Raw genomic sequence first — 24,022 nt, forward strand, 5'->3', positions numbered from 1 at the left:
GACCCGGGCGCCGTGTCCGTTGTACATGCCTCTTCGTATATGCCTCTTCTCCTCTGTTGTGACCGTTGGTACGGCTTGACCCGATCTTTGCGGCGAAGGCTGTACGTTATGAGGAGAACGGCCGGAGAGGCCGTCCACAACCGGTAAACTCCTCAAGGGATCCGTGCGATCGGCTGGAAACCGGTCGCGGAAGTCACGATCACGAATGCGGGCGCCCATGACGGCGCCTGGCCGGGTGTGACGTTTTGACGTGTCGCACTTGACTGGGTAGTCTCTCTCTTCGTGCCCGTGGCTTCATGGGCCCTCACGCGTGCGCGTCGGCAGGTTTCCCATGGGGAGTCGACAGGGGCGCCGTGTGAGCCTCCTCCGCTGGGCCGGCCTGAGCCGGACGTGGCGCGACAAGGGCGCGACACGCCCGACCGCGTGGGTCGGAGCGGACGGAAAACCAGCAGGTCATGACACCGGCAGTACCTGCGAAACGCACGACCATTCGAATCACCGGCAAGCACGAACGGAGACGCGGTGCCTACGATTCAGCAGCTGGTCCGCAAGGGCCGCCAGGACAAGGTCACCAAGACCAAGACTCCGGCGCTCAAGGCCAGCCCCCAGCGACGCGGCACCTGCATGCGCGTTTACACCACGACCCCCAAGAAGCCGAACTCCGCGCTCCGCAAGGTCGCGCGTGTCCGGCTCACCAACGGCATCGAGGTCACGGCCTACATCCCGGGTGTCGGCCACAACCTCCAGGAGCACAGCATCGTGCTCGTCCGTGGCGGTCGTGTGAAGGACCTGCCGGGTGTTCGCTACAAGATCATCCGTGGTTCGCTCGACACCCAGGGCGTTCGCAACCGCAAGCAGGCCCGTAGCCGTTACGGCGCGAAGAAGGAGAAGTAAGAATGCCTCGCAAGGGTTCTCCTGGCCGCCGTCAGCTCATGGCTGACCCGGTCCACAACTCGCCGCTGGTCACCGCGCTCATCAACAAGGTGCTCCTGGACGGCAAGCGCTCCATCGCGCAGTCGATCGTCTACGGCGCCCTCGAGGGATGCAGGGAGAAGACGGGCAACGACCCGGTCGTCACCCTGAAGCGCGCGCTGGACAACGTCAAGCCCACCCTTGAGGTCCGCAGCCGCCGGGTCGGCGGCGCCACCTACCAGGTCCCGGTCGAGGTCCGCGCCGCGCGCAGCACCACCCTGGCCCTGCGCTGGCTGGTGCAGTACTCCCGGGCCCGCCGCGAGAAGACCATGACCGAGCGCCTCATGAACGAGCTCCTCGACGCCAGCAACGGCCTCGGCGCGAGCGTCAAGAAGCGCGAGGACACCCACAAGATGGCCGAGTCCAACAAGGCCTTCGCCCACTACCGCTGGTAACAGCGGGTCCGACGAGACGACGAGGACGCGAGAGAAGTGGCCACCACGACCGCTCTTGACCTGGCCAAGGTCCGCAACATCGGCATCATGGCCCACATCGACGCGGGTAAGACCACGACGACCGAGCGCATCCTGTTCTACACCGGCATCACCTACAAGATCGGTGAGGTCCACGAGGGCGCAGCCACGATGGACTGGATGGAGCAGGAGCAGGAGCGTGGTATCACCATCACCTCCGCTGCCACCACCTGTGAGTGGGCCGGTCACACGATCAACATCATCGACACGCCGGGTCACGTGGACTTCACCATCGAGGTGGAGCGTTCGCTGCGCGTCCTCGACGGCGCCGTCGCGGTGTTCGACGGCGTGGCGGGCGTCGAGCCCCAGTCCGAGACCGTGTGGCGTCAGGCCGACGGCTACGGCGTGCCGCGCATCTGCTTCGTCAACAAGATGGACCGGGTCGGCGCGGAGTTCCACCGCTGCGTCGACATGATGGTCAGCCGGCTGAACGCGACTCCCGCGGTCATCCAGCTTCCTTGGGGCGTCGAGGCCGGCTTCAAGGGCGTCATCGACCTGGTGAAGATGAAGGGCCTGCTCTGGAGCGCCGAGACGGCCAAGGGCGAGATGTACGAGGTCGTGGACATCCCGGCGGAGTACGCCGAGGCCGCCCGCGAGTGGCGTGACAAGCTCGTCGAGACCGTCGCCGAGAACGACGACGAGCTGATGGAGCTCTTCCTGGAGGGCGTCGAGCCCACCGAGGAGCAGCTGGTGGCGGCGATCCGCCGCGCCACGCTGTCCAGCGCCATCAACCCGGTCCTGACCGGCACCGCGTTCAAGAACAAGGGCATTCAGCCCCTGCTCGACGCGATCGTCGCCTACCTCCCCGCGCCGACCGACATCCCGGCCTTCAAGGGCCGCTCGGTCAAGGACGAGGAGGAGGTCATCGAGCGCCACGCGGACGTGAGCGAGCCGTTCTCGGCTCTGGCCTTCAAGATCATGAGCGACCCGCACCTGGGCAAGCTCACCTACATCCGCATCTACTCGGGCACGCTCGAGACCGGCACCGGAGTGCTCAACTCGGTGAAGGGCAAGAAGGAGCGGATCGGCAAGATCTACCAGATGCACGCGAACAAGCGCGAGGAGCGCGCGTCCGCGCACGCCGGTCAGATCGTCGCCGTGATGGGCCTGAAGGACACCACCACCGGTGACACCCTGTGCGACCAGGCCAACCCGGTCGTCCTGGAGTCCATGACGTTCCCGGCCCCGGTCATCAACGTCGCGATCGAGCCCAAGACCAAGGGCGACCAGGAGAAGCTCAGCACCGCCATCCAGCGGCTGGCCGAGGAGGACCCGTCCTTCCAGGTCCGCCGGGACGAGGAGACCGGTCAGACGGTCATCTGGGGCATGGGCGAGCTCCACCTGGAGATCCTCGTCGACCGGATGCGTCGCGAGTTCAAGGTCGAGGCCAACGTCGGCCGGCCGCAGGTGGCCTACCGGGAGACCATCCGCCGCAAGGTGGAGAAGGTCGACTACACGCACAAGAAGCAGACCGGTGGTTCCGGCCAGTTCGCCAAGGTCATCATCGACATTGAGCCGCTGGGCGAGGGCAACGACGGGTACGAGTTCGAGAACAAGGTCACCGGTGGCCGCATCCCGCGGGAGTACATCCCGTCGGTCGACGCGGGCGCCCAGGAGGCCGCCGAGTTCGGTGTTCTCGCCGGCTACCCGATGGTCGGGGTGAAGGTCACCCTGCAGGACGGCGCCTACCACGAGGTGGACTCGTCCGAAATGGCCTTCAAGATCGCTGGCTCGATGGCCTTCAAGGAGGCCGCGCGCAAGGCGGACGCCGTAATCCTGGAGCCGGTGATGGCCGTCGAGGTCACCACCCCCGAGGACTACATGGGTGACGTCATCGGTGACCTCAACGGTCGCCGCGGGCAGATCCGGGCGATGGACGAGCGCGCAGGCGCCCGTGTCGTCCAGGCGCTCGTGCCCCTCTCTGAGATGTTCGGCTACGTGGGTGACCTCCGTAGCAAGACGCAGGGACGCGCGAGCTTCAGCATGCAGTTCGACTCCTACGCGGAAGTGCCCCAGCACATCGCCAAGGAGATCGTCGCGAAGGTTCGGGGCGAGTAGTTCGCTGCCAGGCCGGCCTCTGCCGGAGGCCGGCCTCCCCGGACCCGAGTGAAAAGACGAAAGTCAAGTCAGAATCTCTAAGGAGACAGACCAGTGGCCAAGGCCAAGTTCGAGCGGACCAAGCCGCACGTAAACATCGGCACCATTGGGCACATCGACCACGGCAAGACCACTCTGACCGCGGCGATCACCAAGGTGCTCCACGAGCGTTTCCCTGAGCTCAACGAGGCGACCCCGTTCGACAAGATCGACAAGGCGCCCGAGGAGAAGGCTCGTGGTATCACGATCTCCATCGCCCACGTCGAGTACCAGACCGAGAAGCGCCACTACGCCCACGTGGACTGCCCCGGTCACGCCGACTACGTCAAGAACATGATCACCGGTGCGGCCCAGATGGACGGCGCGATCCTCGTGGTCGCCGCCACCGACGGCCCGATGCCGCAGACGAAGGAGCACGTCCTCCTGGCCCGCCAGGTCGGCGTCCCCTACATCGTCGTGGCCCTCAACAAGGCCGACATGGTCGACGACGAGGAGATCCTGGAGCTCGTCGAGCTCGAGGTCCGCGAGCTGCTCTCGGCTCAGGAGTTCCCCGGCGACGACCTGCCGGTCGTGCGCGTCTCCGCTCTGAAGGCCCTCGAGGGCGACCAGAAGTGGGGCGACAGCATCATCGAGCTGATGACCGCTGTCGACGAGAACGTGCCGGAGCCGACCCGTGACGTCGACAAGCCGTTCCTGATGCCGATCGAGGACGTCTTCTCGATCACCGGTCGTGGCACCGTCGTCACCGGCCGTATCGAGCGCGGCGTCGTCAAGGTCAACGAGACCGTCGACATCATCGGCATCAAGTCGGAGAAGACCACCACCACGGTCACCGGCGTCGAGATGTTCCGCAAGCTGCTCGACGAGGGCCAGGCCGGCGACAACGTCGGTCTGCTCCTGCGCGGCATCAAGCGTGAGGACGTCGAGCGCGGCCAGTGCATCATCAAGCCGGGCACGACCACCCCGCACACCGAGTTCGAGGCCCAGGTCTACATCCTGGCCAAGGACGAGGGCGGCCGCCACACGCCGTTCTTCAACAACTACCGTCCGCAGTTCTACTTCCGTACGACTGACGTGACCGGTGTCGTCCACCTGCCCGAGGGCACCGAGATGGTCATGCCCGGTGACAACACCGAGATGCGTGTCGAGCTCATCCAGCCGATCGCGATGGAGGAGGGCCTCAAGTTCGCGATCCGTGAGGGTGGCCGCACCGTCGGCGCCGGCAACGTCACGAAGATCATCAAGTAGTCCGACCGCGGAGCGGGGGGGGNNNNCACCGCGCGGGGCCGTCCGCGGCCCCTCCGCACGACCCACGAACCGTGATCTCGCAGCTGTTTCGGCCGTGAGAGTGACCGAAGCAACTGCCAGATCACGGAAGAAAGCGCAGGCGTGAAGCGTCTGCTACGTGGGCCCCAGGGAGAGGGAGCCGAGCCGGGCACGGCCGGGACGCCGAGGGCGGACCGGAGGGGTGCAGGGCGAGGCGGACTCGACCCACAGACGGGGAGAGGGAGCCGAGCCGGGCACGGCCGGGACGCCGAGGGCGGACCGGAGGGGTGCAGGGCGAGGCGGACTCGACCCACATATAGCGGCCACCGGCCGCATGTAACTTTTTCAGACGACAGCGAAGGACACCGAGGCCATTATGGCGGGACAGAAGATCCGCATCCGGCTCAAGGCCTATGACCACGAGGTCATCGACAGCTCGGCCAAGAAGATCGTCGAGACGGTGACGCGGACTGGCGCTAAGGTCGCGGGCCCGGTTCCGCTGCCGACGGAGAAGAACGTGTACTGCGTCATCCGCTCGCCGCACAAGTACAAGGACAGCCGCGAGCACTTCGAGATGCGCACGCACAAGCGGCTGATTGACATCATCGACCCGACGCCGAAGACGGTCGACTCGCTCATGCGACTCGACCTCCCCGCCGGCGTCGACATCTCGATCAAGCTCTGAGGGAACGCACTGACATGGCTAAGCAGATCAAGGGCGTCCTGGGCAAGAAGCTCGGCATGACCCAGGTCTTCGACGCGGACAACCGAATGGTCCCGGTGACCGTGGTCGAGGCCGGTCCGTGCGTCGTGACCCGCGTCCGCACCCCGGAGAAGGACGGCTACTCCGCCGTTCAGCTCGGCTTCGGACAGGTCGACCCGCGGAAGGTCAACAAGCCGCTCGGCGACTACCTGCGTAAGCACGACATCACCCCGCGCCGCTACTTCGCGGAGATCCGTACGGAGGACGCGGGCGAGTACACCATCGGCCAGGAGATCACGGCCGAGGCCTTCGAGGCCGGCCAGTTCGTCGACGTGACGGGCAAGAGCAAAGGCAAGGGCTTCGCCGGTGTCATGAAGCGCCACGGCTTCGGTGGTCTGGGCGCCTCGCACGGTACCCAGCGCAAGCACCGCTCGCCGGGCTCCATCGGTGGCTGCGCCACCCCGGGCCGCGTCTTCAAGGGCCTGCGCATGGCCGGTCGGATGGGCAACGTCCGCACCACCATCCAGAGCCTGAAGGTTCACGCCGTGGACGCCGAGAAGGGCCTCATCCTCATCAAGGGTGCGGTTCCCGGTGCCAACGGCAGCCTGGTCCTCATCCGCACCGCTGCCAAGAAGGGGGCTGCCAAGTGAGCACCATTGACGTCCTCGACGCCAGCGGCGCCAAGGCCGGCTCGGTCGACCTGCCGGAGGACATCTTCGGCAGCAAGGTCAACATCCCGCTGATCCACCAGGTGGTCGTGGCCCAGCTCGCCGCTCGCCGGCAGGGCACCCACAAGGCCAAGACCCGCGGCGAGGTCAGCGGTGGCGGCAAGAAGCCGTACCGCCAGAAGGGCACCGGCCGCGCCCGCCAGGGTTCGACCCGCGCTCCGCAGTTCACCGGTGGTGGCACCGTCCACGGCCCGGTCCCGCGCGACTACTCGCAGCGGACTCCCAAGAAGATGAAGGCCGCCGCCCTGCGCGGGGCCCTGTCCGACCGGGCGAACGGCGGCCGTATCCACGTGGTCAGCGGCCTCGTCTCCGGCGAGACCCCCAAGACCAAGGCGGCTCTCGAGTCGCTGCGGAAGATCACGCAGGCCCGTAGCGTCCTGGTCGTCGTCGACGAGGGCGACGAGCTCACCTGGCTGAGCCTGCGCAACGCCCCCGAGGTCCACCTGCTGGACGCCGGGCAGCTCAACACGTACGACGTGCTCTGCTACGACGACGTCGTTTTCACTCAGGAGGCCTACGACCAGGTCGTGGCGCGTCTGAGCAAGAGCGGGAAGGAAGACGCCTGATGGAGAAGATCGCCGACCCGCGTGACATCATCATCAAGCCGGTTGTCTCCGAGAAGAGCTACGGCCTGATCGACGAGCACAACAAGTACACGTTCCTGGTGCGGAAGACGGCCAACAAGACGCAGGTGAAGATCGCCATCGAGCAGATCTTCGGCGTCAAGGTGGCGAGCGTCAACACCATCAACCGCCAGGGCAAGCGCAAGCGGACCAAGTTCGGCTACGGCCAGCGCCCGAGCACCAAGCGTGCGATCGTGAGCCTGGTCGAGGGCGACCGGATCGACATCTTCGGTCAGGGCTGACCCGCTCGCAGTAAGTACGCGCCGAGCGCCCCTCGCCGGGAGGCGGGGGGCATTCGGCCGGATAAACCGACGAAGGATGAACGAAAAAGATGGGCATCCGTAAGTACAAGCCGACGACCCCGGGTCGCCGCGGCGCGAGTGTCTCGGACTTCGCCGAGATCACCCGCAGCACGCCCGAGAAGTCGCTGCTTGCTCCCCTGCACAGCAAGGGCGGTCGCAACGTCCACGGCCGGGTCACCACCCGCCACCAGGGCGGCGGCCACAAGCGCGCCTACCGGATCATCGACTTCCGGCGCCACGACAAGGACGGGATCCCGGCCAAGGTCGCTCACATCGAGTACGACCCGAACCGCACCTCCCGTATCGCGCTGCTGCACTACGCCGACGGGGAGAAGCGCTACATCCTCTGCCCCACCGGCCTGAAGCAGGGCGACAGGATCGAGAACGGCCCCGCGGCCGACATCAAGCCGGGCAACTGCCTGCCGCTGCGCAACATCCCGACCGGTACCTTCATCCACGCGGTGGAGCTCCGTCCGGGCGGCGGCGCCAAGCTGGGCCGGTCCGCCGGCGCGCAGATCCAGCTCCTCGCCAAGGAGGGCCAGTACGCCACGCTGCGTATGCCGTCCGGCGAGATGCGCCAGGTCGACGTCCGCTGCCGGGCCTCCATCGGCCAGGTCGGCAACGCCGAGCAGGCCAACATCAACTGGGGTAAGGCCGGCCGTATGCGGTGGAAGGGCAAGCGCCCCACCGTCCGCGGTGTCGCGATGAACCCGGTGGACCACCCGCACGGTGGTGGTGAGGGTAAGACCTCCGGCGGTCGCCACCCCGTCAACCCCAAGGGCAAGCCCGAGGGCCGTACCCGTGCGGCGAACAAGGCCAGTGACCGCCTGATCATCCGTCGTCGGACCAAGCGGAAGAAGCGGTAGGAGCAGCCGAAATGCCACGTAGCCTTAAGAAGGGTCCCTTCGTGGACGACCACCTTCAGAAGAAGGTGGACGCTCAGAACGAGAAGGGCACCAAGAACGTCATCAAGACGTGGTCGCGGCGCTCCATGATCGTGCCCGACATGATCGGCCACACGATCGCCGTGCACGACGGCCGCAAGCACGTCCCGGTCTTCATCACCGAGGCGATGATCGGTCACAAGCTCGGGGAGTTCGCGCCCACGCGCACGTTCCGCAGCCACGTCAAGGAAGACCGCCGCAGCCGGCGGTAAGCGCCTGGGGAGAGGGAGTCCCGCCGGGGCGATCGGGAGGGCGACAGCCGTGCCGATTCCCTCAGGGCGAGACCGACTCGACCGATACGAAGCAGAAGGTTAAGAGGAGTAAGCGATGGAAGCCAGGGCTCAGGTGCGGTTCGCGCGCCACACGCCCATGAAGGCCCGCCGCGTGGTGGACCTCATTCGCGGGCTGCCCGCTTCGGAGGCGCAGGCCGTGCTGCAGTTCGCTCCCCAGGCGGCGAGCGAGACCGTGTACAAGGTGCTCTCCAGCGCCATTGCGAACGCGGAGCACAACTTCAACCTCGACCGTGACACGCTCTTCGTGAGCCGTGCCTGGGTCGACGAGGGCCCGACCCTGAAGCGGTTCCGTCCCCGCGCGCAGGGCCGTGCCTATCGGATCAACAAGCGGACGAGCCACATCACCGTGATCGTGGAGTCCCGCGAGCCGAAGGGGAGGACCCGCTAGTGGGTCAGAAGGTCAACCCGCACGGGTTCCGCCTCGGCATCACGACCGACTTCAAGAGCCGGTGGTATGCCGACAAGCTCTACAAGTCGTACGTGGCCGAGGACGTGGCGATCCGCCGCATGCTGAAGAAGGGCATGGAGCGGGCCGGCATTTCCAAGGTCGAGATCGAGCGGACCACCGACCGGGTTCAGGTCGACATCCACACCGCCCGTCCGGGCATCGTCATCGGCCGCCGCGGCGCCGAGGCCGACCGGATCCGCGGTGACCTCGAGAAGCTGACCAAGAAGCAGGTCCAGCTGAACATCCTCGAGGTCAAGAACCCCGAGATCGACGCTCAGCTCGTCGCCCAGGGCGTGGCCGAGCAGCTGTCCAGCCGTGTCTCGTTCCGGCGGGCCATGCGCAAGGCCATGCAGTCGGCGATGAAGAGCGGCGCCAAGGGCATCCGGGTGCAGTGCTCCGGTCGTCTGGGCGGCGCCGAGATGTCCCGCTCGGAGTTCTACCGCGAGGGCCGCGTGCCCCTGCACACGCTCCGCGCGGACATCGACTACGGCCTGTACGAGGCCCGCACCACCTTCGGCCGCATCGGCGTGAAGGTGTGGATCTACAAGGGTGAGGCTCCGACCAGCCGCGCCGAGCGTGAGGCGGCCGCCGCGGCCGGCCGCGCCGGCCAGCGTCGTGAGCGCGACGACCGTCGTGGCGGCGCCGACCGTCCGCGCCGTGGCGGTGCCGACCGTCCGCGTCGTGGCGGCCGCGGTGACCGCGCGCCCAAGACCGAGGCGGCCTCGCAGGCCGCCCCCGAGACCGGCCCGGCTGCGCAGCCGGGTGCTGAAGGGAGCTGACCATGCTGATCCCGCGCAGGGTCAAGCACCGCAAGCAGCACCGGCCCGACCGCAGTGGTGCCGCCAAGGGCGGTACGCGTGTCGTGTTCGGCGAGTACGGCATCCAGGCGCTTGAGCACTCCTACGTGACCAACCGCCAGATCGAGTCGGCTCGTATCGCCATGACCCGCCACATCAAGCGTGGCGGCAAGGTGTGGATCAACATCTACCCGGACCGCCCGCTCACCAAGAAGCCGGCCGAGACCCGCATGGGTTCCGGTAAGGGCTCGCCGGAGTGGTGGATCGCGAACGTCAAGCCCGGCCGCGTCATGTTCGAGCTCTCGGGCGTCGCCGAGCCGGTGGCCCGTGAGGCGCTGAAGCGGGCGATCCACAAGCTCCCGATGAAGTGCAAGGTCGTTAAGCGTGAAGTGGGTGAGGCGTGATGGCTAAGGGCCTGACCGCCGGTGAGCTGCGGGTGGAGGACCAGGAGACCCTGGTCCAGAAGCTGAAGGAAGCCAAGGAGGAGCTGTTCAACCTCCGCTTCCAGGCCGCGACCGGTCAGTTGGAGAGCCACGGGCGGCTGCGCGCCGTCCGCCGCGAGATCGCCCGTATCTACACCGTGATGCGCGAGCGGGAGCTCGGCATTGTGACGGTTGAGAAGGAGTCGAGCGATGGCTGAGGCAACGGAGAGCACGACCGCGGCGCGGAACTACCGCAAGACCCGTGAGGGCCTGGTCGTCAGCGACAAGATGGACAAGACTGTCGTCGTCGCTGTCGAGGACCGCGTCAAGCACCCCCTGTACGGCAAGGTCATCCGCCGGACGACCAAGTACAAGGCGCATGACGAGGGCAACACCTGCGGCGTCGGCGACCGCGTCCTCCTGATGGAGACCCGGCCGCTCTCGGCCAGCAAGCGCTGGCGGGTCGTCGAGATCCTCGAGAAGGCCAAGTAAGAAACGCGCCTCGTGGGGGGTGGTCAGCCCACCCCCCACGATGGTGTCCAAGGGTGTGGGGCCCGCCCCCGCACCGCCTGCGGTGCGGTCCGCGCGGGGTGAGGCGACTCACCCGGGGCGGACTGTGGCCGGAGGAAAAAGACCACAGCAGGTTCCGCAAGGCTCACCCTGCCGGGTGAGAACCGGCGAGACACACAGGAGTAGACGTGATCCAGCAGGAGTCGCGACTCAAGGTCGCCGACAACACGGGTGCGAAGGAAGTCCTCTGCATCCGCGTGCTCGGCGGCTCGGGTCGGCGCTACGCGGGTATCGGCGACATCATCGTCGCCACAGTCAAGGACGCCATCCCTGGTGGCACCGTGAAGAAGGGCGACGTCGTCAAGGCCGTCGTCGTCCGCACGGTGAAGGAGAACCGCCGGCCCGACGGCTCCTACATCCGCTTCGACGAGAACGCCGCGGTCATCATCAAGGACAGCGGTGACCCTCGCGGCACGCGTATCTTCGGTCCGGTCGGCCGCGAGCTGCGTGACAAGAAGTTCATGCGCATCATCTCGCTCGCGCCGGAGGTGCTGTAAATGTCGAAGCTGCATGTGAAGAAGGGTGACCTGGTCCAGGTCATCGCCGGCAAGGACAAGGGTGCCAAGGGTCGTGTGATCGCCGCCCTCCCGCGCGAGGAGCGCGTGGTGGTCGAAGGCGTCAACATGATCAAGAAGCACTCCAAGGAGACCCTCCAGGGCCCGCGTGGCGCCAAGACCGGCGGCGTGCAGACCATGGAGGCCCCCATCCACGTGAGCAACGTCAAGAAGCTCAAGGATGACGAGAAGCCCGCCAAGAAGGCCGACAAGAAGGCCGACGAGCCGGGTGAGGACAAGTAATGACTGCCACTTCCGAAGAGCGCACGCTCCCGCGTCTCAAGCAGCGCTACCGCGAAGAGATCGCCGCGAAGCTCCAGCAGGAGTTCGGGATCCCGAACGTCATGCTGATCCCCACGATCACCAAGATCAAGGTGAACATGGGTGTCGGCGAGGCCGCCCGTGACTCCAAGCTGATCGAGGGCGCCGTCCGCGACCTCACGGTCATCACGGGCCAGAAGCCGGCCGTGGTGCGGGCCCGCAAGTCCATCGCGCAGTTCAAGCTGCGTGAGGGCATGCCGATCGGCGCGCACGTGACGCTGCGCGGCGACCGCATGTGGGAGTTCCTGGACCGTCTGCTGTCCCTGGCGCTCCCCCGTATCCGCGACTTCCGCGGCCTGTCGCCGAAGCAGTTCGACGGCAACGGGAACTACACCTTCGGTCTCACCGAGCAGGTCATGTTCCACGAGATCGACCAGGACAAGGTCGACCGGCAGCGTGGCATGGACATCACGATCGTGACCACCGCCAAGACCGACGACCAGGGCCGGGCGCTGCTGAAGCACCTCGGCTTCCCCTTCAAGGAGGCCTGATCATGGCGAAGACGTCGCTCAAGGTCAAGGCTGCTCGCAAGGCCAAGTTCGAGGTCCGGGCCTACACCCGGTGCTCGCGCTGTGGTCGTCCCCGCGCCGTGTTCCGGAAGTTCGGCCTGTGCCGCATCTGCTTCCGCGAGATGGCGCACCGGGGCGAGCTGCCCGGCGTCACCAAGTCGAGCTGGTAGCCGCCGGCGTGGTCCCGTGCCCGGCACGGGACCACGCGGCGCCAGCCGGACACAGAGAAAGTCATATTCACCGGGTGCTGCCACAGGAGCGCCCATGACCGCACCGCAGGTCCCCTGGGGAAACCGCGGTGAGGAAGGCCACCGGCCATGACGATGACCGACCCGATCGCAGACATGCTGACGCGTCTGCGAAACGCGAACTCGGCGTACCACGACAGCGTGGCCATGCCGTACTCGAAGATCAAGGCGCACATCGCCGAGATCCTCCAGCAGGAGGGTTACATCCAGGCCTGGAGCGTCGAGGACGCCAAGGTCGGAAAGAACCTCGTGGTGGAGCTCAAGTTCGGGCCGAACCGTGAGCGTTCGCTCTCGGGCCTGCGCCGGGTTTCCAAGCCCGGTCTGCGGGTCTATGCAAAGAAGGACAACCTGCCCCGGGTCCTGGGCGGTCTGGGCGTCGCGATCATCTCGACGTCCGGCGGCCTCATGACCGACAAGCAGGCCGGCAAGCGTGGTGTGGGCGGGGAAGTCCTCGCCTACGTTTGGTAGAAGGGAGGCTTACAGCATGTCGCGAATCGGACGGCTGCCCATCCCTGTACCGAACGGCGTCGACGTCACCATCGACGGTCGGGATGTCACGGTCAAGGGCCCCAAGGGCACGCTCTCGCACACGGTCGCAGAGCCCATCAAGGTCGAGCGGGCGGAGGACGGCACTGTCGCCGTCACGCGCCCGAACGACGAGAACAAGAACCGTGCGCTGCACGGTCTGTCCCGCACGCTGATCGCCAACATGGTGACGGGCGTGACCCAGGGCTTCTCCAAGACCCTGGAGATCGTGGGTGTCGGTTACCGCGTCCAGGCCAAGGGCCCGACGCAGCTGGAGTTCTCCCTGGGCTTCAGCCACCCGGTGATCGTCGACGCCCCCGAGGGTGTCACCTTCCGCGTCGAGAAGCCGACCCTGTTCCACGTGGACGGCATCGACAAGCAGAAGGTCGGCGAGATCGCCGCGAACATCCGCAAGCTGCGCAAGCCCGACCCGTACAAGGGCAAGGGCGTGCGCTACCAGGGCGAGGTTATCCGCCGCAAGGTCGGAAAGGCTGGTAAGTAGGCATGGCTGGCAAGACTGCGTTCGGCAAGCACACGGCCGCCCGCGCCGTCTCGCGGGCCCGCCGCCACGGCCGCGTCCGCAAGAAGGTGGTCGGCACGGCCGCGCGCCCGCGCCTGGTCGTCAACCGGTCCACCCGACACCTGTTCGTGCAGATCGTCGACGACACCCAGGGCCACACGCTGGTGAGCGCCTCCACCATGGAGGGCTCCCTGCGCACGGCCGAGGGCGCCAAGACCGACAAGGCGAAGCAGGTCGGCGAGCTCATCGCTCAGCGGGCCAAGGCTGCCGGTATCTCCGCGGTCGTGTTCGACCGCGGTGGCAACCGCTACGCAGGCCGCATCGCGGCCCTCGCGGACAGCGCACGCGAAGGCGGGCTGGAGTTCTGATGACTCCGTCCCGAGGATCGCAACTGATGGCCCGTATGACGAATGAGAAGAGGAACCACTGATGGCCGGAGCTCCGCGTCGCGGTGGCGCCGCCGGTGGCGAGCGGCGTGACGGTCGTCGTGACGACCGCCGCGGTGGCAGCGCTGACAAGGGCGTCTCGTACATCGAGCGCGTCGTGAAGATCAACCGAGTGGCCAAGGTCGTGAAGGGCGGTCGTCGCTTCAGCTTCACCGCCCTCGTCGTCGTCGGCGACGGCAACGGCATGGTCGGCGTCGGCTACGGCAAGGCCAAGGAAGTCCCCGCGGCCATCGCCAAGGGCGTCGAAGAGGCGAAGAAGCACTTCTTCCGGGTGCCGCGCATCCAGGGCACCATCCCGCACATCGTGCAGGGTGAGGAGGCGGCCGGCGTCGTCTTCCTGCGTCCGGCCTCGCCGGGTACCGGTGTCATCGCCGGTGGTCCGGTGCGCGCCGTGCTGGAGTGCGCCGGCATCCACGACGTCCTGTCCAAGTCGCTCGGCTCGGACAACCCGATCAACATCGTGCACGCCACGGTGGCCGCTCTGAAGGGCCTCAGCCGGCCCGAGGAGATCGCCGCCCGTCGTGGTCTGCCGATCGAGGACGTCGCTCCCAAGGCGATGCTCAAGGCTCGCGCCGAGGGCATGGCGGAGGCCGCGGCGGCGAAGGCGGTGAGCTAGCCGATGGCACGTCTGAAGATCACGCAGGTCCGCTCGAAGATCGGCGGCAAGCAGAACCAGCGTGACTCGCTGCGTTCGCTCGGTCTGAAGCGAATCGGTGACGTCGTCGTCAAGGAGGACCGCCCGGAGATCCGCGGCATGGTCTCCGTGGTGACGCACCTCGTCACCGTGGAAGAGGTCGACTAGACATGGCAGAGAACACCCCGCTCCGCATCCACCACCTGCGGCCGGCCCCGGGCGCCAACAAGTCGAAGATCCGCAAGGGTCGCGGCGAGGCGTCCAAGGGCAAGACCGCCGGTCGTGGCACCAAGGGCACGACGGCCCGGAACAAGGTCCCCCTCGGCTTCGAGGGCGGCCAGGTTCCGCTCCAGCGCCGTCTGCCCAAGTACAAGGGCTTCTCCAACGCCCTGTTCAAGACGACCTACCAGGTCGTCAACCTGGACAAGCTCGGTGAGCTGTTCCCCGAGGGTGGCGACGTCACCGTCGAGGCGCTGGTCGCCAAGGGCGCGGTCCGCAAGAACCAGCTCGTGAAGGTTCTGGGAACCGGCGACATCTCCGTGGCGTTGAACGTGCAGGCGCACGCCTTCTCCGCCAGTGCCAAGGAGAAGATCGCCGCTGCCGGAGGCTCGGTCTCCGAGCTGTAAGGCTTTCAAGCTGTACGGCACGACACGGGGCGCGGAGGCTCGCTATGGGCCTCCGCGCCTGCGGTGCGTTAGAGTTCGCTGGACAATGGGTGTCAACTCATTTCCACGAACTCGTTGACTTGAGATAGCAAGATGGATCACCCCCGCACCATCGCTGACCGACCACGCCTTTCAGGCGCGCAGGAGGGACCGTGCTGACCGCGTTTACCCGAGCGTTCCGTACGCCGGACCTGCGCAAGAAGTTGCTCTTCACACTGGGCATCATCGCGCTGTTCCGACTCGGCTCGGTTCTTCCGACTCCGGGTGTGCACACAGAAAACATCGCCATGTGTCTCAAGGAGGCGCAGGCCGGCGATTCGGGCAACATCTACGGGATGGTGCAGCTGTTCAGCGGTGGCGCATTGCTGAAGCTGTCCATTTTCGCGCTCGGCATCATGCCGTACATCACCGCGAGCATCATCCTGCAACTCCTGGTCGTGGTCATCCCCCGTCTCGAGGCCCTCAAGAAGGAGGGGCAGGCGGGCCAGGCCAAGATCACCCAGTACACGCGCTACCTGACGGTCGCCCTGGCGGTCCTGCAGTCGACCGCCTTCATCGCGCTCGCGCGCAGCGGGCAGCTCTTCCCGGGCTGCCAGCAGGACGTCCTGCTGGACCCCAACGACGTCTTCAGCATCATCACGATGGTGACGGTGATGACCGCGGGCACCAGCGTCGTCATGTGGCTCGGCGAGCTCATCACCGACCGCGGCATCGGCAACGGCATGTCCATCCTGATCTTCACCCAGGTCATCGCCGTCTTCCCGTCCGAGCTGCTGAACATCGCCCGGCAGAAGGGCCTGTTCGTCTTCGCCGTCGTCATGGTCGTCGGCATCGCGATGATCGCCCTGGTCGTCATGGTCGAGCAGGCGCAGCGCCGGGTCCCGGTGCAGTACGCCAAGCGCATGGTCGGCCGCCGGATGTACGGCGGGACCTCCACCTACATCCCGCTGAAGGTGAACCAGGCCGGCATCATCCCGGTCATCTTCGCCTCCTCGCTGCTCTACCTGCCGCAGCTCGTCACGACCCTCTTCAGGGGCTCCGAGGAGCCGAACGCGGTCGTGCAGTGGATCGAGCAGAACCTGGTCACGGGCGACACCCCGGCCTACATGATCACGTTCTTCCTCCTCATCGTCTTCTTCACCTACTTCTACGTGTCCATCACCTTCAACCCCGTTGAGGTGGCCGACAACATGAAGAAGTACGGTGGATTCATCCCGGGTATCCGCCCGGGACGCCCGACGGCCGAGTACCTCAGCTACGTACTCTCGCGGCTCACGGCTCCGGGATCGCTCTATCTGGGTCTGATCTCCATGGTGCCGATCGTCGCCCTGGCGCTCGTCGGCGCGAGCCAGAACTTCCCGTTCGGAGGCACGAGCATTCTGATCATGGTGGGTGTCGGTCTTGACACCGTGAAGCAGATCGAGAGCCAGCTGCAGCAGCGCAACTACGAAGGCTTCCTGAAGTAGTGCGCGTCGTGCTGGTGGGCCCCCCCGGAGCGGGTAAGGGGACTCAGGCCCAGTTCATCGCATCGAACCTGTCCATCCCGAAGATCTCGACAGGGGACATCTTCCGTGCCAACGTCTCGGGCGGCACGGAGCTCGGCAAGCTTGCCAAGGAGTACATGGACCGCGGTGACCTCGTGCCCGACGAGGTGACCATCGCGATGGTCCGCGACCGCCTCTCCGAGGACGACGCGCAGGAGGGTTTCCTGCTCGACGGCTTCCCCAGGAACGTGCCCCAGGCCGAGATCCTGAAGAAGATGCTCGCGGAGTTCGGGGTGGCTCTGGACGTCGTGCTGGAGCTCGTGGTCGACGAGGACGAGGTGGTCCGCCGCCTCGCCGGCCGCCGTACCTGCAGCCAGTGCGGCCGCATCTGGCACGTCGACTTCGACGACAAGCGGGATGACATCTGCGACGACTGCGGCGGCAGCCTCTACCAGAGGGACGACGACAAGGAGGAGACCATCCGGCGCCGGCTGGAGGTCTACCAGGAGCAGACCGCTCCGCTCGTCTCGTTCTACGCCGACGAGAAGATCCTCGCCGGGGTGGACGCGACGGGTCCGGTGGAGGAGGTCACCCGGCGCGCGATGGAGGCCCTGGCGCCCTACACCGCCTGACGACACACGCCCGGCACGCCACCCGCGGGAGTCCCCGCGGGTGGCGTGTTGTCGTGAGGAGAGGCTCCTAGGGCACAATCGGGGGAATCGAGCTCCCGAATTGCCCGTTTAATCACCCCGGGGGGTGCGTACGTGTTCAAGAAGAACAGACACGGGATTCAGATCAAGACGCCCGAGCAGCTGGAGAAGATGCGGGCCGCGGGCCTGGTGGTCGGCCGGACGCTGCAGCTGCTGAAGGAGAGCGTGCAGCCCGGGATGACGCCGCTGGACCTCGACGCGATCGCGGAGAAGGCGATCAGGGACGAGGGGGCGATCCCCTCCTTCAAGGGGTACCAGGGCTTCCCGGCGACGATCTGCGCGTCGGTGAACGACGAGGTCGTGCACGGCATCCCGGGTGACCGCCGCAAGCTGCGCGAGGGCGACATCATCTCGATCGACTGCGGCGCCATCCTGGACGGCTGGCACGGCGACTCGGCCGTCACGGTCGGCGTGGGGGAGGTGGCCCCGGAGCTGACCGAGCTGATGCGGGTCACCGAGGAGGCCATGTGGCAGGGGATCGCCGCCCTGCGGGTGGGCGCCCACCTGTCCGACGTCGGGCACGCGGTGGAGAAGTACGTCCGCTCCCAGGGCCGCTACGGCATCCCGCAGGAGTACGGCGGGCACGGCATCGGCACCGAGATGCACATGGACCCCTGGGTCGCCAACCACGGCAAGCCCGGCCGGGGGCCGAAGCTGGAGGCCGGCATGTGCTTCGCGGTGGAGCCGATGGTCAACCTGGGCACCGCCCGCACCCGGGTGCTGGCCGACGACTGGACCGTCGTCACCATCGACGGGAAGCCCTCCGCGCACTTCGAACACAGCGTCGCGGTGACGGATAATGGGCCGTGGGTGCTGACCGCGCTCGACGGAGGTAGGGAGCGGTTCGGCGACCTGTCGGCAGAGGGCGCGGGCGAGCGGTGAAGCCGCCCGCCACGGCGAGCGGATGTGAGCGACGATGACGGCTGATCCGCAGATGCGGGCATCGGACGACGACAGGGACAAGGTCGCCTCTGTGCTCCGGGAGCACTACGCCCAGGGGCGGCTCAGCACCGAGGAGTTCGACGAGCGGCTCGAGCAGCTCTACACGAGCAAGACGTACGGCGAGCTCGCCGTCCTCACCTCCGACCTGCCCGGCGTCGACCTGCGCAGCCTGCCGGAGTCCCCGGCCAAGCGGCCGGAGCGCGCCGACGGGAACTCGTCCCGGAGGACGACCCTGATGGCGATGTGGACCCCCTGGGCCTTCGCGGTCAGCGTCAACTGGGCGATCTGGTTCGCCATCGCGATAGGGGACGGCTTCGACGACGTCCCCTATCCGTGGCCGCTGTGGGTGATGGGGCCGTGGGGCGCGATCCTGGTGGTCGCGACGGTCCTGACGAGGTTCGGGGACGACCGGAAGCGGTAGGGCGCGGCCATGGACCGCACCCCGCCATCGGCGGCCCGCCGCCGGGCCGGCCCGGGAGCGGGCCTCCCGCGACACGTCCGCCTGCGGACTTTCCCGTCGTCTCCGCGGGTATGCTTGATGACGGTTGTGTCAAGCACCGGCCGCCGGTTTCGCATTTCATCGTCCGGTGTCGTACACTCCTTTTTCGGTTCACTATGACCGCTGCGCCTCAGCCGGTGTCGCCACCGCAGCTCTCACGCGAGGCGCAGGGTCGCGGCTGCTTAGTGTTCCGAAGCCTCAGACGACCGATCAGTGAAACGCGAGGGACATGGCCAAGAAAGACGGCGCCATCGAGATCGAGGGCACTGTGGTTGAGTCGCTCCCGAACGCTATGTTCCGGGTCCAGCTCGACAACGGCCATAAGGTCCTGGCCCACATCAGCGGGCGGATGCGCATGCATTACATCCGAATCCTTCCCGACGACCGGGTTGTCGTCGAACTGAGCCCCTACGACCTCAGTCGTGGGCGGATCGTCTACCGGTACAAGTAAGCGTCTGAGGGACGAATAAGGACTATGAAGGTCAAGCCGAGCGTCAAGAAGATCTGCGACAAGTGCAAGGTGATCCGCCGGCACGGTCGCGTCATGGTGATCTGCGACAACCTGCGCCACAAGCAGCGCCAGGGCTAGTCGCGGCAAGCAGGTCTCACGGAGTCCGCTCGTAAGAGGCGGACTCGATCCATGTGAGGCCACCGGAGAGGGCACCGCGCCCTCTGCGGCGCCAGGGGGCGGAAGAAGCCTCCCGGAGCCGGAGGGGCGGGGAGACCCGACCCGGGAAACGGTAATCGCGTTCCACACCCGCGCAGGCGGCCGGCAGGCCGTACCACGCGGGAGACCCCCGGTCGGAGGCCGGGGCCCTCACCCCGGGCATGGGGAGGGGTAGTGAAGCGCAGGACCTCCGCCACAACGAAGGAGAATGCCCGACCATGGCTCGCCTGGTTGGCGTCGACCTCCCCCGCGACAAGCGGCTGGAGATCGCTCTCACCTACATTTTCGGGATCGGCCGCACGCGCGCGCTCGAGACCCTCAAGGCCACCGGCATCAGCGGCGACCTCCGGGTCCACCAGCTCACGGACGAGGAGCTCGTCCCGCTCCGTGACTACATCGAGGCCAACTTCAAGATCGAAGGTGACCTCCGCCGCGAGATCCAGGCCGACATCCGTCGCAAGATCGAGATTCAGTCCTACCAGGGCATCCGGCACCGCCGCGGTCTCCCCGTGCACGGTCAGCGCACGCAGACCAACGCGCGCACCCGCAAGGGCAAGAAGAAGACCGTCGCCGGCAAGAAGAAGCCCGGTAAGAAGTAGTCCGCGCAGCCGCAGGACCGAAGACCTCAGGAGTGAAGGCAAAACATGCCTCCTAAGAGCCGTCAGGGCGCCCCGAAGAAGGTGCGCCGCAAGGAGAAGAAGAACGTCGCTCACGGGCACGCCCACATCAAGAGCACGTTCAACAACACGATCGTTTCGATCACCGACCCGAACGGGAACGTGATCTCCTGGGCCAGCGCCGGCCACGTCGGGTTCAAGGGCTCTCGCAAGTCCACCCCGTTCGCCGCGCAGATGGCCGCTGAGAACGCCGCCCGCCGCGCCATGGAGCACGGCATGCGCAAGGTCGACGTCTTCGTCAAGGGCCCGGGCTCGGGCCGCGAGACCGCCATCCGCTCGCTGCAGGCCACCGGCCTGGAGGTCGGGTCCATCCAGGACGTGACCCCCGTGCCGCACAACGGCTGCCGCCCGCCCAAGCGCCGTCGCGTCTGAGCCCCAGGAGAAGATAGAAAATGGCTCGTTACACGGGTGCGGACTGCAAGCTCTGCCGTCGGGAGAAGGTCAAGCTCTTCCTCAAGGGCAAGAAGTGCGAGTCCGCGAAGTGCCCCATCGAGATCCGCCCGTACCCGCCGGGTGAGCACGGCCGCGGCCGTCCCAAGGAGTCGGAGTACCAGCTCCAGCTCCGCGAGAAGCAGAAGACCCGTCGCATCTACGGCGTCCTCGAGAAGCAGTTCCGCAACTACTACGAGGAAGCCAACCGCAAGAGCGGCAAGACCGGTGAGAACCTCCTCCAGATCCTGGAGAGCCGTCTCGACAACGTGGTCTACCGCGCCGGTTTCGCCGAGTCCCGCGACGCCGCCCGCCAGCAGGTCCGCCACGGCCACATCCTGGTGAACGGCAAGAAGGTCGACATCCCGTCGTACCGCGTCCGCGAGCACGACATCGTCGAGGTCCGTGAGAAGGCCCGCAACCTCATGCCGTACGAGGTCGCGCGCGCCACCGCCGGCGACAAGACGTACCCGGCCTGGCTGGGCGTCTCCGCCGAGGCCATGCGGATCCTGGTCCACCAGCTCCCGGTCCGTCAGCAGATCGACACCCAGGTCCAGGAGCAGCTGATCGTCGAGCTCTACTCCAAGTAGCAGCTCCCGTAGGTGCCGTGCGGCATGCCGTACGGCACCTATGCTTGTTCTTACCGAGCGGCGTCAAATAGCGGGCGCCGCACGTTCAGGGGAGAACCCACATGCTGATCGCTCAGCGCCCGACCCTCCTCGAGGAGACCATCGAGGAGACGCGCTCCCGGTTCGTCATCGAGCCGCTGGAGCCGGGCTTCGGCTACACCATCGGAAACTCGCTGCGGCGCACGCTGCTGTCGTCCATCCCGGGCGCGGCCGTGACCAGCATCCGCATCGAGGGCGTGCTGCACGAGTTCTCGACCGTCCCGGGGGTCAAGGAGGATGTCACCGACATCATCCTGAACCTCAAGGAGCTGGTCGTCTCCTCCGAGCACGACGAGCCCGTGGTGATGTACCTGCGCAAGCAGGGCCCCGGCGACGTCACCGCCGCCGACATCGCGCCCCCGGCCGGCGTCGAGGTGCACAACCCCGAGCTGCGCATCGCCACGCTGAACGGCAAGGCGAAGCTGGAGATGGAGCTGACCGTCGAGCGCGGTCGCGGCTACGTCTCCGCCGCGCAGAACAAGCAGCCGGGCCAGGAGATCGGCCGCATCCCGATCGACTCGATCTACTCGCCGGTGCTCAAGGTCACCTACAAGGTCGAGGCGACCCGTGTCGAGCAGCGCACCGACTTCGACCGTCTGATCCTGGACGTCGAGACCAAGCCGTCGATGAAGCCCCGCGACGCGGTGGCCTCGGCCGGCAAGACCCTGGTCGAGCTGTTCGGCCTCGCCCGCGAGCTGAACGTCGAGGCCGAGGGCATCGACATCGGCCCGTCGCCGACGGACGCGGCCCTGGCCGCCGACCTGGCGCTGCCGATCGAGGAGCTGAACCTCACCGTCCGCTCCTACAACTGCCTCAAGCGCGAGGGCATCCACACCGTGGGTGAGCTCGTCGCCCGCAGCGAGCAGGACCTGCTGGACATCCGCAACTTCGGTGCGAAGTCCATCGAGGAGGTCAAGCAGAAGCTGCACGAGATGTCGCTCGCGCTCAAGGACTCCCCGCCCGGGTTCGACCCGACCGCGGTGGCCGGCGGCGGCTACGACGACGACGACAGCGCGTACGTCGAGACCGAGCAGTACTGACCCCGCGGGGGCTCGCCCCCCGCGATCCCCCCGGAGGGCACCGCCCCTCCGGGGTCGTCCGACCCGCGGGAACCGCACGCGGTCCCCGCTCCGAAAGGGCATCGCCCCTTCGGCGCTGTTCGACCCGTGGGAATCGCACGCGATCCCCACGGCCCGCCCCGGAGGCGCGCAGTCTCCGGGGCGTTCGGTAACGCGGGACCCGCGAGGCGGCTCCCGCGGCCCGACCCCGGTACCTGACACGGCCGGGGCGGGTTGACTCCCAAGGAGAACGACATGCCCAGGCCCACCAAGGGTGCCCGTCTCGGCGGCAGCCCGGCCCACGAGAAGCTGATCCTGGCGAACCTCGCCACCCAGCTCTTCCAGCACGGCCGCATCAAGACCACCGAGGCCAAGGCGAAGCGTCTGCGTCCGCTGGCGGAGAAGCTCATCACCAAGGCGAAGAAGGGCGACATGCACAACCGTCGCCAGGTGCTGACCGTCGTCCGCGACAAGGGTGTCGTCCACCACCTCTTCACCGAGATCGCCCCGGCCTTCGCCGAGCGTCCCGGCGGCTACACCCGGATCACCAAGGTCGGCCTCCGCAAGGGCGACGCCGCCCCCATGGCGGTCATCGAGCTGGTCTCCGAGCCGCTGAACACGGTCCGCGTCGCCAAGGCCCCGGCCGCCGAGGCGAAGACCGAGGAGGCCCCGAAGGCGGAGGAGACCACCGAGGCTCCGGCCGCCAAGGCCGACGAGGCCGCCGAGGCTCCGAAGGCGGAGGAGAGCGCCGAGGCTCCCAAGGCCGAGGAGACCGAGGACAAGGACAACGCCTGATCTTTCAGGTCGGTGGAACGGGTCCGGCGTCCCCCGCGGGGGCGCCGGGCCCGTTCCCGTTTCTCCGGGAGGGACATCGTGGTACGGCTGCGCCTGGATCTCGCCTATGACGGCACGGACTTCTCCGGCTGGGCCCGGCAGCCCGGCAGGCGGACGGTCCAGGGAGAGATCGAGGACGCTCTCGCCAAGATCCTGCGGCTCGACGGGCCGCCCGCGCTGACCGTGGCGGGGCGGACCGACGCGGGGGTGCACGCCCGCGGGCAGGTGGCGCACGTGGACGTGGCGGAGGACACGCTCGCGGCGGTGGAGGGCCGCAGGAAGAAGGGCGCGGTTCCCACTGAGGGGCTCTCCGCGGAGCTCTCCGCGGAGCAGCTCCTCGACGAGCGTCTCTCAGCGCTGCGCAGGAGGCTGGCCGGTGTCCTCCCCCTCGACGTCCGCGTCCACCGCGTCACGGTGGCTCCTGAGGGCTTCGACGCGCGTTTCTCCGCGCTCTCCCGCCGCTACGCCTACCGGGTCTGCGACGCGCCCTCGGGCGTCGACCCGCTCCGCCGCCGGGAGGTCGTCTGGTATGCCCGTCCCCTCGACGTGGACCGGCTCAACACGGCGGCCGGGCGGCTGCTCGGCGAGCACGACTTCGCGGCCTTCTGCCGCAAGCGGGAGGGCGCGACGACGATCCGCGAGCTGCAGCGGCTCGACTGGGTCAGGGAGGGCGACCTTCTGATGGCGACCGTGGTCGCCGACGCCTTCTGCCACTCGATGGTCCGGGCGCTGGTGGGGGCGCTGCTGGCGGTCGGCGAGGGGCGCCTCGGGGTGGAGTGGCCGGGGCAGGTGCTGGCGCGGGCCGTACGGGACTCGGGGGTGCACGTCGCACCGGCGCACGGCCTCTGCCTGGAGGAGGTGCGCTATCCGGAGGGCGAGGAGCTCGCCCGGCGGGCCGCGATGACCCGACGGGTGCGCACGCCCGCCGGCTGACGGGGAGCCACCGGGTCAGTCGATCGGGAAGACCCGGCGCCTGGTAGCCGCTGGTGAGCGG

37 protein-coding genes are annotated in these 24,022 nt (G+C 67.4%); all 37 read left to right on the top strand.

The genetic code is table 11. The annotated features are described in order from the left end of the window. Positions 1 to 522: 522 nt before the first annotated feature. The 37 genes from rpsL to truA all read left to right on the top strand — a co-directional run bounded on the left by rpsL (position 523) and on the right by truA (position 23,961). On the top strand, positions 523 to 894 hold the full coding sequence (gene rpsL, locus ACFOWE_RS05345) for a 30S ribosomal protein S12 (protein ID WP_012887826.1): 372 nt from the start codon (positions 523 to 525) through the stop codon (positions 892 to 894). 2 nt (positions 895 to 896) lie between these two features. Continuing rightward, complete coding sequence (gene rpsG, locus ACFOWE_RS05350; protein ID WP_189235076.1) at positions 897 to 1,367, top strand: 30S ribosomal protein S7; 471 nt, start codon at positions 897 to 899, stop codon at positions 1,365 to 1,367. Between the two features lie 87 nt (positions 1,368 to 1,454). Then, positions 1,455 to 3,503 (top strand): elongation factor G, encoded by a 2,049-nt coding sequence (fusA, locus tag ACFOWE_RS05355; RefSeq protein ID WP_377286443.1) that lies wholly within the window; start codon positions 1,455 to 1,457, stop codon positions 3,501 to 3,503. Between the two features lie 93 nt (positions 3,504 to 3,596). Continuing rightward, a complete protein-coding gene (tuf, locus tag ACFOWE_RS05360) occupies positions 3,597 to 4,790 on the top strand; it encodes an elongation factor Tu (protein WP_377285799.1) in 1,194 nt (397 codons plus the stop codon). A gap of 394 nt (positions 4,791 to 5,184) precedes the next feature. After that, on the top strand, positions 5,185 to 5,493 hold the full coding sequence (gene rpsJ / locus ACFOWE_RS05365) for a 30S ribosomal protein S10 (protein WP_012887830.1): 309 nt from the start codon (positions 5,185 to 5,187) through the stop codon (positions 5,491 to 5,493). Positions 5,494 to 5,507: 14 nt separating this feature from the next. Next, positions 5,508 to 6,161 (top strand): 50S ribosomal protein L3, encoded by a 654-nt coding sequence (gene rplC / locus ACFOWE_RS05370; protein WP_377285800.1) that lies wholly within the window; start codon positions 5,508 to 5,510, stop codon positions 6,159 to 6,161. Beyond that, complete coding sequence (gene rplD / locus ACFOWE_RS05375) at positions 6,158 to 6,805, top strand: 50S ribosomal protein L4 (protein ID WP_377285801.1); 648 nt, start codon at positions 6,158 to 6,160, stop codon at positions 6,803 to 6,805. The genes rplC and rplD overlap by 4 nt, the downstream gene beginning before the upstream one ends. Then, positions 6,805 to 7,104 carry a 50S ribosomal protein L23 gene (gene rplW / locus ACFOWE_RS05380; RefSeq protein ID WP_068896534.1) on the top strand — a complete coding sequence of 100 codons (300 nt, stop codon included), beginning with the start codon at positions 6,805 to 6,807 and terminating at the stop codon, positions 7,102 to 7,104. Before rplD ends, rplW begins: the two co-directional genes overlap by 1 nt. A gap of 89 nt (positions 7,105 to 7,193) precedes the next feature. After that, positions 7,194 to 8,030, top strand: coding sequence for a 50S ribosomal protein L2 (gene rplB / locus ACFOWE_RS05385; RefSeq protein WP_377285802.1), 837 nt, complete (start codon positions 7,194 to 7,196; stop codon positions 8,028 to 8,030). Between the two features lie 11 nt (positions 8,031 to 8,041). Then, positions 8,042 to 8,320 carry a 30S ribosomal protein S19 gene (gene rpsS, locus ACFOWE_RS05390; protein WP_189179056.1) on the top strand — a complete coding sequence of 93 codons (279 nt, stop codon included), beginning with the start codon at positions 8,042 to 8,044 and terminating at the stop codon, positions 8,318 to 8,320. Positions 8,321 to 8,435: 115 nt separating this feature from the next. Further along, a complete protein-coding gene (gene rplV, locus ACFOWE_RS05395; protein ID WP_068921169.1) occupies positions 8,436 to 8,789 on the top strand; it encodes a 50S ribosomal protein L22 in 354 nt (117 codons plus the stop codon). After that, entirely contained in the window at positions 8,789 to 9,628 is an 840-nt protein-coding gene (rpsC, locus tag ACFOWE_RS05400) for a 30S ribosomal protein S3 (protein WP_377285803.1), read from the top strand. The genes rplV and rpsC overlap by 1 nt, the downstream gene beginning before the upstream one ends. A gap of 2 nt (positions 9,629 to 9,630) precedes the next feature. Next, positions 9,631 to 10,050, top strand: coding sequence for a 50S ribosomal protein L16 (gene rplP / locus ACFOWE_RS05405; protein ID WP_068896539.1), 420 nt, complete (start codon positions 9,631 to 9,633; stop codon positions 10,048 to 10,050). Continuing rightward, positions 10,050 to 10,286 (top strand): 50S ribosomal protein L29, encoded by a 237-nt coding sequence (gene rpmC / locus ACFOWE_RS05410; RefSeq protein WP_377285804.1) that lies wholly within the window; start codon positions 10,050 to 10,052, stop codon positions 10,284 to 10,286. Before rplP ends, rpmC begins: the two co-directional genes overlap by 1 nt. Beyond that, positions 10,279 to 10,560, top strand: coding sequence for a 30S ribosomal protein S17 (gene rpsQ / locus ACFOWE_RS05415; protein WP_377285806.1), 282 nt, complete (start codon positions 10,279 to 10,281; stop codon positions 10,558 to 10,560). The genes rpmC and rpsQ overlap by 8 nt, the downstream gene beginning before the upstream one ends. A 206-nt stretch (positions 10,561 to 10,766) precedes the next feature. Then, positions 10,767 to 11,135, top strand: coding sequence for a 50S ribosomal protein L14 (gene rplN, locus ACFOWE_RS05420; RefSeq protein ID WP_377285807.1), 369 nt, complete (start codon positions 10,767 to 10,769; stop codon positions 11,133 to 11,135). A gap of 9 nt (positions 11,136 to 11,144) precedes the next feature. Then, positions 11,145 to 11,435 carry a 50S ribosomal protein L24 gene (gene rplX / locus ACFOWE_RS05425; RefSeq protein ID WP_377286445.1) on the top strand — a complete coding sequence of 97 codons (291 nt, stop codon included), beginning with the start codon at positions 11,145 to 11,147 and terminating at the stop codon, positions 11,433 to 11,435. Continuing rightward, positions 11,435 to 12,004 (top strand): 50S ribosomal protein L5, encoded by a 570-nt coding sequence (gene rplE, locus ACFOWE_RS05430; protein ID WP_377285808.1) that lies wholly within the window; start codon positions 11,435 to 11,437, stop codon positions 12,002 to 12,004. The genes rplX and rplE overlap by 1 nt, the downstream gene beginning before the upstream one ends. Positions 12,005 to 12,006: 2 nt before the next feature. Then, positions 12,007 to 12,192, top strand: a complete 186-nt coding sequence (locus ACFOWE_RS05435; protein WP_377285809.1) for a type Z 30S ribosomal protein S14 — start codon at positions 12,007 to 12,009, stop codon at positions 12,190 to 12,192. Positions 12,193 to 12,339: 147 nt separating this feature from the next. Next, entirely contained in the window at positions 12,340 to 12,738 is a 399-nt protein-coding gene (gene rpsH, locus ACFOWE_RS05440) for a 30S ribosomal protein S8 (RefSeq protein WP_377285810.1), read from the top strand. 16 nt (positions 12,739 to 12,754) lie between these two features. Further along, positions 12,755 to 13,297, top strand: a complete 543-nt coding sequence (gene rplF, locus ACFOWE_RS05445; protein ID WP_377285811.1) for a 50S ribosomal protein L6 — start codon at positions 12,755 to 12,757, stop codon at positions 13,295 to 13,297. Positions 13,298 to 13,299: 2 nt separating this feature from the next. After that, positions 13,300 to 13,683, top strand: coding sequence for a 50S ribosomal protein L18 (gene rplR, locus ACFOWE_RS05450; RefSeq protein WP_196450018.1), 384 nt, complete (start codon positions 13,300 to 13,302; stop codon positions 13,681 to 13,683). 61 nt (positions 13,684 to 13,744) lie between these two features. Further along, positions 13,745 to 14,377 carry a 30S ribosomal protein S5 gene (gene rpsE, locus ACFOWE_RS05455; protein WP_344856311.1) on the top strand — a complete coding sequence of 211 codons (633 nt, stop codon included), beginning with the start codon at positions 13,745 to 13,747 and terminating at the stop codon, positions 14,375 to 14,377. Positions 14,378 to 14,380: 3 nt separating this feature from the next. Next, a complete protein-coding gene (rpmD, locus tag ACFOWE_RS05460) occupies positions 14,381 to 14,563 on the top strand; it encodes a 50S ribosomal protein L30 (protein WP_068896549.1) in 183 nt (60 codons plus the stop codon). 2 nt (positions 14,564 to 14,565) lie between these two features. Then, on the top strand, positions 14,566 to 15,021 hold the full coding sequence (rplO, locus tag ACFOWE_RS05465; RefSeq protein ID WP_377285812.1) for a 50S ribosomal protein L15: 456 nt from the start codon (positions 14,566 to 14,568) through the stop codon (positions 15,019 to 15,021). Positions 15,022 to 15,212: 191 nt separating this feature from the next. Further along, complete coding sequence (gene secY / locus ACFOWE_RS05470; RefSeq protein ID WP_377285813.1) at positions 15,213 to 16,526, top strand: preprotein translocase subunit SecY; 1,314 nt, start codon at positions 15,213 to 15,215, stop codon at positions 16,524 to 16,526. Continuing rightward, positions 16,526 to 17,176, top strand: a complete 651-nt coding sequence (locus tag ACFOWE_RS05475) for an adenylate kinase (protein ID WP_377285814.1) — start codon at positions 16,526 to 16,528, stop codon at positions 17,174 to 17,176. Before secY ends, ACFOWE_RS05475 begins: the two co-directional genes overlap by 1 nt. Before the next feature lie 132 nt (positions 17,177 to 17,308). Next, positions 17,309 to 18,136, top strand: a complete 828-nt coding sequence (map, locus tag ACFOWE_RS05480) for a type I methionyl aminopeptidase (protein ID WP_377285816.1) — start codon at positions 17,309 to 17,311, stop codon at positions 18,134 to 18,136. Positions 18,137 to 18,170: 34 nt separating this feature from the next. Further along, entirely contained in the window at positions 18,171 to 18,617 is a 447-nt protein-coding gene (locus tag ACFOWE_RS05485) for a DUF1707 SHOCT-like domain-containing protein (RefSeq protein ID WP_377285818.1), read from the top strand. A gap of 307 nt (positions 18,618 to 18,924) precedes the next feature. Next, entirely contained in the window at positions 18,925 to 19,146 is a 222-nt protein-coding gene (gene infA / locus ACFOWE_RS05490; protein ID WP_012887858.1) for a translation initiation factor IF-1, read from the top strand. 24 nt (positions 19,147 to 19,170) lie between these two features. Further along, positions 19,171 to 19,284 (top strand): 50S ribosomal protein L36, encoded by a 114-nt coding sequence (rpmJ, locus tag ACFOWE_RS05495; protein WP_003956441.1) that lies wholly within the window; start codon positions 19,171 to 19,173, stop codon positions 19,282 to 19,284. A gap of 296 nt (positions 19,285 to 19,580) precedes the next feature. Beyond that, complete coding sequence (rpsM, locus tag ACFOWE_RS05500; RefSeq protein WP_344856294.1) at positions 19,581 to 19,961, top strand: 30S ribosomal protein S13; 381 nt, start codon at positions 19,581 to 19,583, stop codon at positions 19,959 to 19,961. 45 nt (positions 19,962 to 20,006) lie between these two features. Then, positions 20,007 to 20,411 (top strand): 30S ribosomal protein S11, encoded by a 405-nt coding sequence (gene rpsK, locus ACFOWE_RS05505; protein WP_020542285.1) that lies wholly within the window; start codon positions 20,007 to 20,009, stop codon positions 20,409 to 20,411. Between the two features lie 20 nt (positions 20,412 to 20,431). Then, positions 20,432 to 21,058, top strand: a complete 627-nt coding sequence (gene rpsD / locus ACFOWE_RS05510) for a 30S ribosomal protein S4 (RefSeq protein ID WP_377285819.1) — start codon at positions 20,432 to 20,434, stop codon at positions 21,056 to 21,058. A gap of 101 nt (positions 21,059 to 21,159) precedes the next feature. Then, positions 21,160 to 22,176, top strand: a complete 1,017-nt coding sequence (locus tag ACFOWE_RS05515) for a DNA-directed RNA polymerase subunit alpha (protein ID WP_377285820.1) — start codon at positions 21,160 to 21,162, stop codon at positions 22,174 to 22,176. Between the two features lie 273 nt (positions 22,177 to 22,449). Beyond that, positions 22,450 to 22,989 (top strand): 50S ribosomal protein L17, encoded by a 540-nt coding sequence (gene rplQ / locus ACFOWE_RS05520; protein ID WP_377285822.1) that lies wholly within the window; start codon positions 22,450 to 22,452, stop codon positions 22,987 to 22,989. A gap of 78 nt (positions 22,990 to 23,067) precedes the next feature. Next, complete coding sequence (gene truA / locus ACFOWE_RS05525; RefSeq protein WP_377285824.1) at positions 23,068 to 23,961, top strand: tRNA pseudouridine(38-40) synthase TruA; 894 nt, start codon at positions 23,068 to 23,070, stop codon at positions 23,959 to 23,961. The last annotated feature ends 61 nt before the right edge of the window (positions 23,962 to 24,022 follow it).

Origin of the sequence: Planomonospora corallina, from assembly GCF_042650625.1 — a bacterium.
GTDB classification, from domain to species: domain Bacteria; phylum Actinomycetota; class Actinomycetes; order Streptosporangiales; family Streptosporangiaceae; genus Planomonospora_B; species Planomonospora_B corallina.

Excerpts from the sequence above, each read along its gene's own strand:
- rpsG (WP_189235076.1), top strand. The coding sequence starts at position 897 with ATGCCTCGCAAGGGTTCTCCTGGCCGCCGTCAGCTCATGGCTGACCCG.
- fusA (WP_377286443.1), top strand. The coding sequence starts at position 1,455 with ATGGCCCACATCGACGCGGGTAAGACCACGACGACCGAGCGCATCCTG.
- rpsJ (WP_012887830.1), top strand. The coding sequence starts at position 5,185 with ATGGCGGGACAGAAGATCCGCATCCGGCTCAAGGCCTATGACCACGAG.
- rplC (WP_377285800.1), top strand. The coding sequence starts at position 5,508 with ATGGCTAAGCAGATCAAGGGCGTCCTGGGCAAGAAGCTCGGCATGACC.
- rplW (WP_068896534.1), top strand. The coding sequence starts at position 6,805 with ATGGAGAAGATCGCCGACCCGCGTGACATCATCATCAAGCCGGTTGTC.
- rplB (WP_377285802.1), top strand. The coding sequence starts at position 7,194 with ATGGGCATCCGTAAGTACAAGCCGACGACCCCGGGTCGCCGCGGCGCG.
- rpsS (WP_189179056.1), top strand. The coding sequence starts at position 8,042 with ATGCCACGTAGCCTTAAGAAGGGTCCCTTCGTGGACGACCACCTTCAG.
- rplV (WP_068921169.1), top strand. The coding sequence starts at position 8,436 with ATGGAAGCCAGGGCTCAGGTGCGGTTCGCGCGCCACACGCCCATGAAG.
- rplP (WP_068896539.1), top strand. The coding sequence starts at position 9,631 with ATGCTGATCCCGCGCAGGGTCAAGCACCGCAAGCAGCACCGGCCCGAC.
- rpmC (WP_377285804.1), top strand. The coding sequence starts at position 10,050 with ATGGCTAAGGGCCTGACCGCCGGTGAGCTGCGGGTGGAGGACCAGGAG.
- rpsQ (WP_377285806.1), top strand. The coding sequence starts at position 10,279 with ATGGCTGAGGCAACGGAGAGCACGACCGCGGCGCGGAACTACCGCAAG.
- rplE (WP_377285808.1), top strand. The coding sequence starts at position 11,435 with ATGACTGCCACTTCCGAAGAGCGCACGCTCCCGCGTCTCAAGCAGCGC.
- ACFOWE_RS05435 (WP_377285809.1), top strand. The coding sequence starts at position 12,007 with ATGGCGAAGACGTCGCTCAAGGTCAAGGCTGCTCGCAAGGCCAAGTTC.
- rpsH (WP_377285810.1), top strand. The coding sequence starts at position 12,340 with ATGACGATGACCGACCCGATCGCAGACATGCTGACGCGTCTGCGAAAC.
- rplF (WP_377285811.1), top strand. The coding sequence starts at position 12,755 with ATGTCGCGAATCGGACGGCTGCCCATCCCTGTACCGAACGGCGTCGAC.
- rplR (WP_196450018.1), top strand. The coding sequence starts at position 13,300 with ATGGCTGGCAAGACTGCGTTCGGCAAGCACACGGCCGCCCGCGCCGTC.
- rpsE (WP_344856311.1), top strand. The coding sequence starts at position 13,745 with ATGGCCGGAGCTCCGCGTCGCGGTGGCGCCGCCGGTGGCGAGCGGCGT.
- rpmD (WP_068896549.1), top strand. The coding sequence starts at position 14,381 with ATGGCACGTCTGAAGATCACGCAGGTCCGCTCGAAGATCGGCGGCAAG.
- rplO (WP_377285812.1), top strand. The coding sequence starts at position 14,566 with ATGGCAGAGAACACCCCGCTCCGCATCCACCACCTGCGGCCGGCCCCG.
- ACFOWE_RS05485 (WP_377285818.1), top strand. The coding sequence starts at position 18,171 with ATGACGGCTGATCCGCAGATGCGGGCATCGGACGACGACAGGGACAAG.
- infA (WP_012887858.1), top strand. The coding sequence starts at position 18,925 with ATGGCCAAGAAAGACGGCGCCATCGAGATCGAGGGCACTGTGGTTGAG.
- rpmJ (WP_003956441.1), top strand. The coding sequence starts at position 19,171 with ATGAAGGTCAAGCCGAGCGTCAAGAAGATCTGCGACAAGTGCAAGGTG.
- rpsM (WP_344856294.1), top strand. The coding sequence starts at position 19,581 with ATGGCTCGCCTGGTTGGCGTCGACCTCCCCCGCGACAAGCGGCTGGAG.
- rpsK (WP_020542285.1), top strand. The coding sequence starts at position 20,007 with ATGCCTCCTAAGAGCCGTCAGGGCGCCCCGAAGAAGGTGCGCCGCAAG.
- rpsD (WP_377285819.1), top strand. The coding sequence starts at position 20,432 with ATGGCTCGTTACACGGGTGCGGACTGCAAGCTCTGCCGTCGGGAGAAG.
- ACFOWE_RS05515 (WP_377285820.1), top strand. The coding sequence starts at position 21,160 with ATGCTGATCGCTCAGCGCCCGACCCTCCTCGAGGAGACCATCGAGGAG.
- rplQ (WP_377285822.1), top strand. The coding sequence starts at position 22,450 with ATGCCCAGGCCCACCAAGGGTGCCCGTCTCGGCGGCAGCCCGGCCCAC.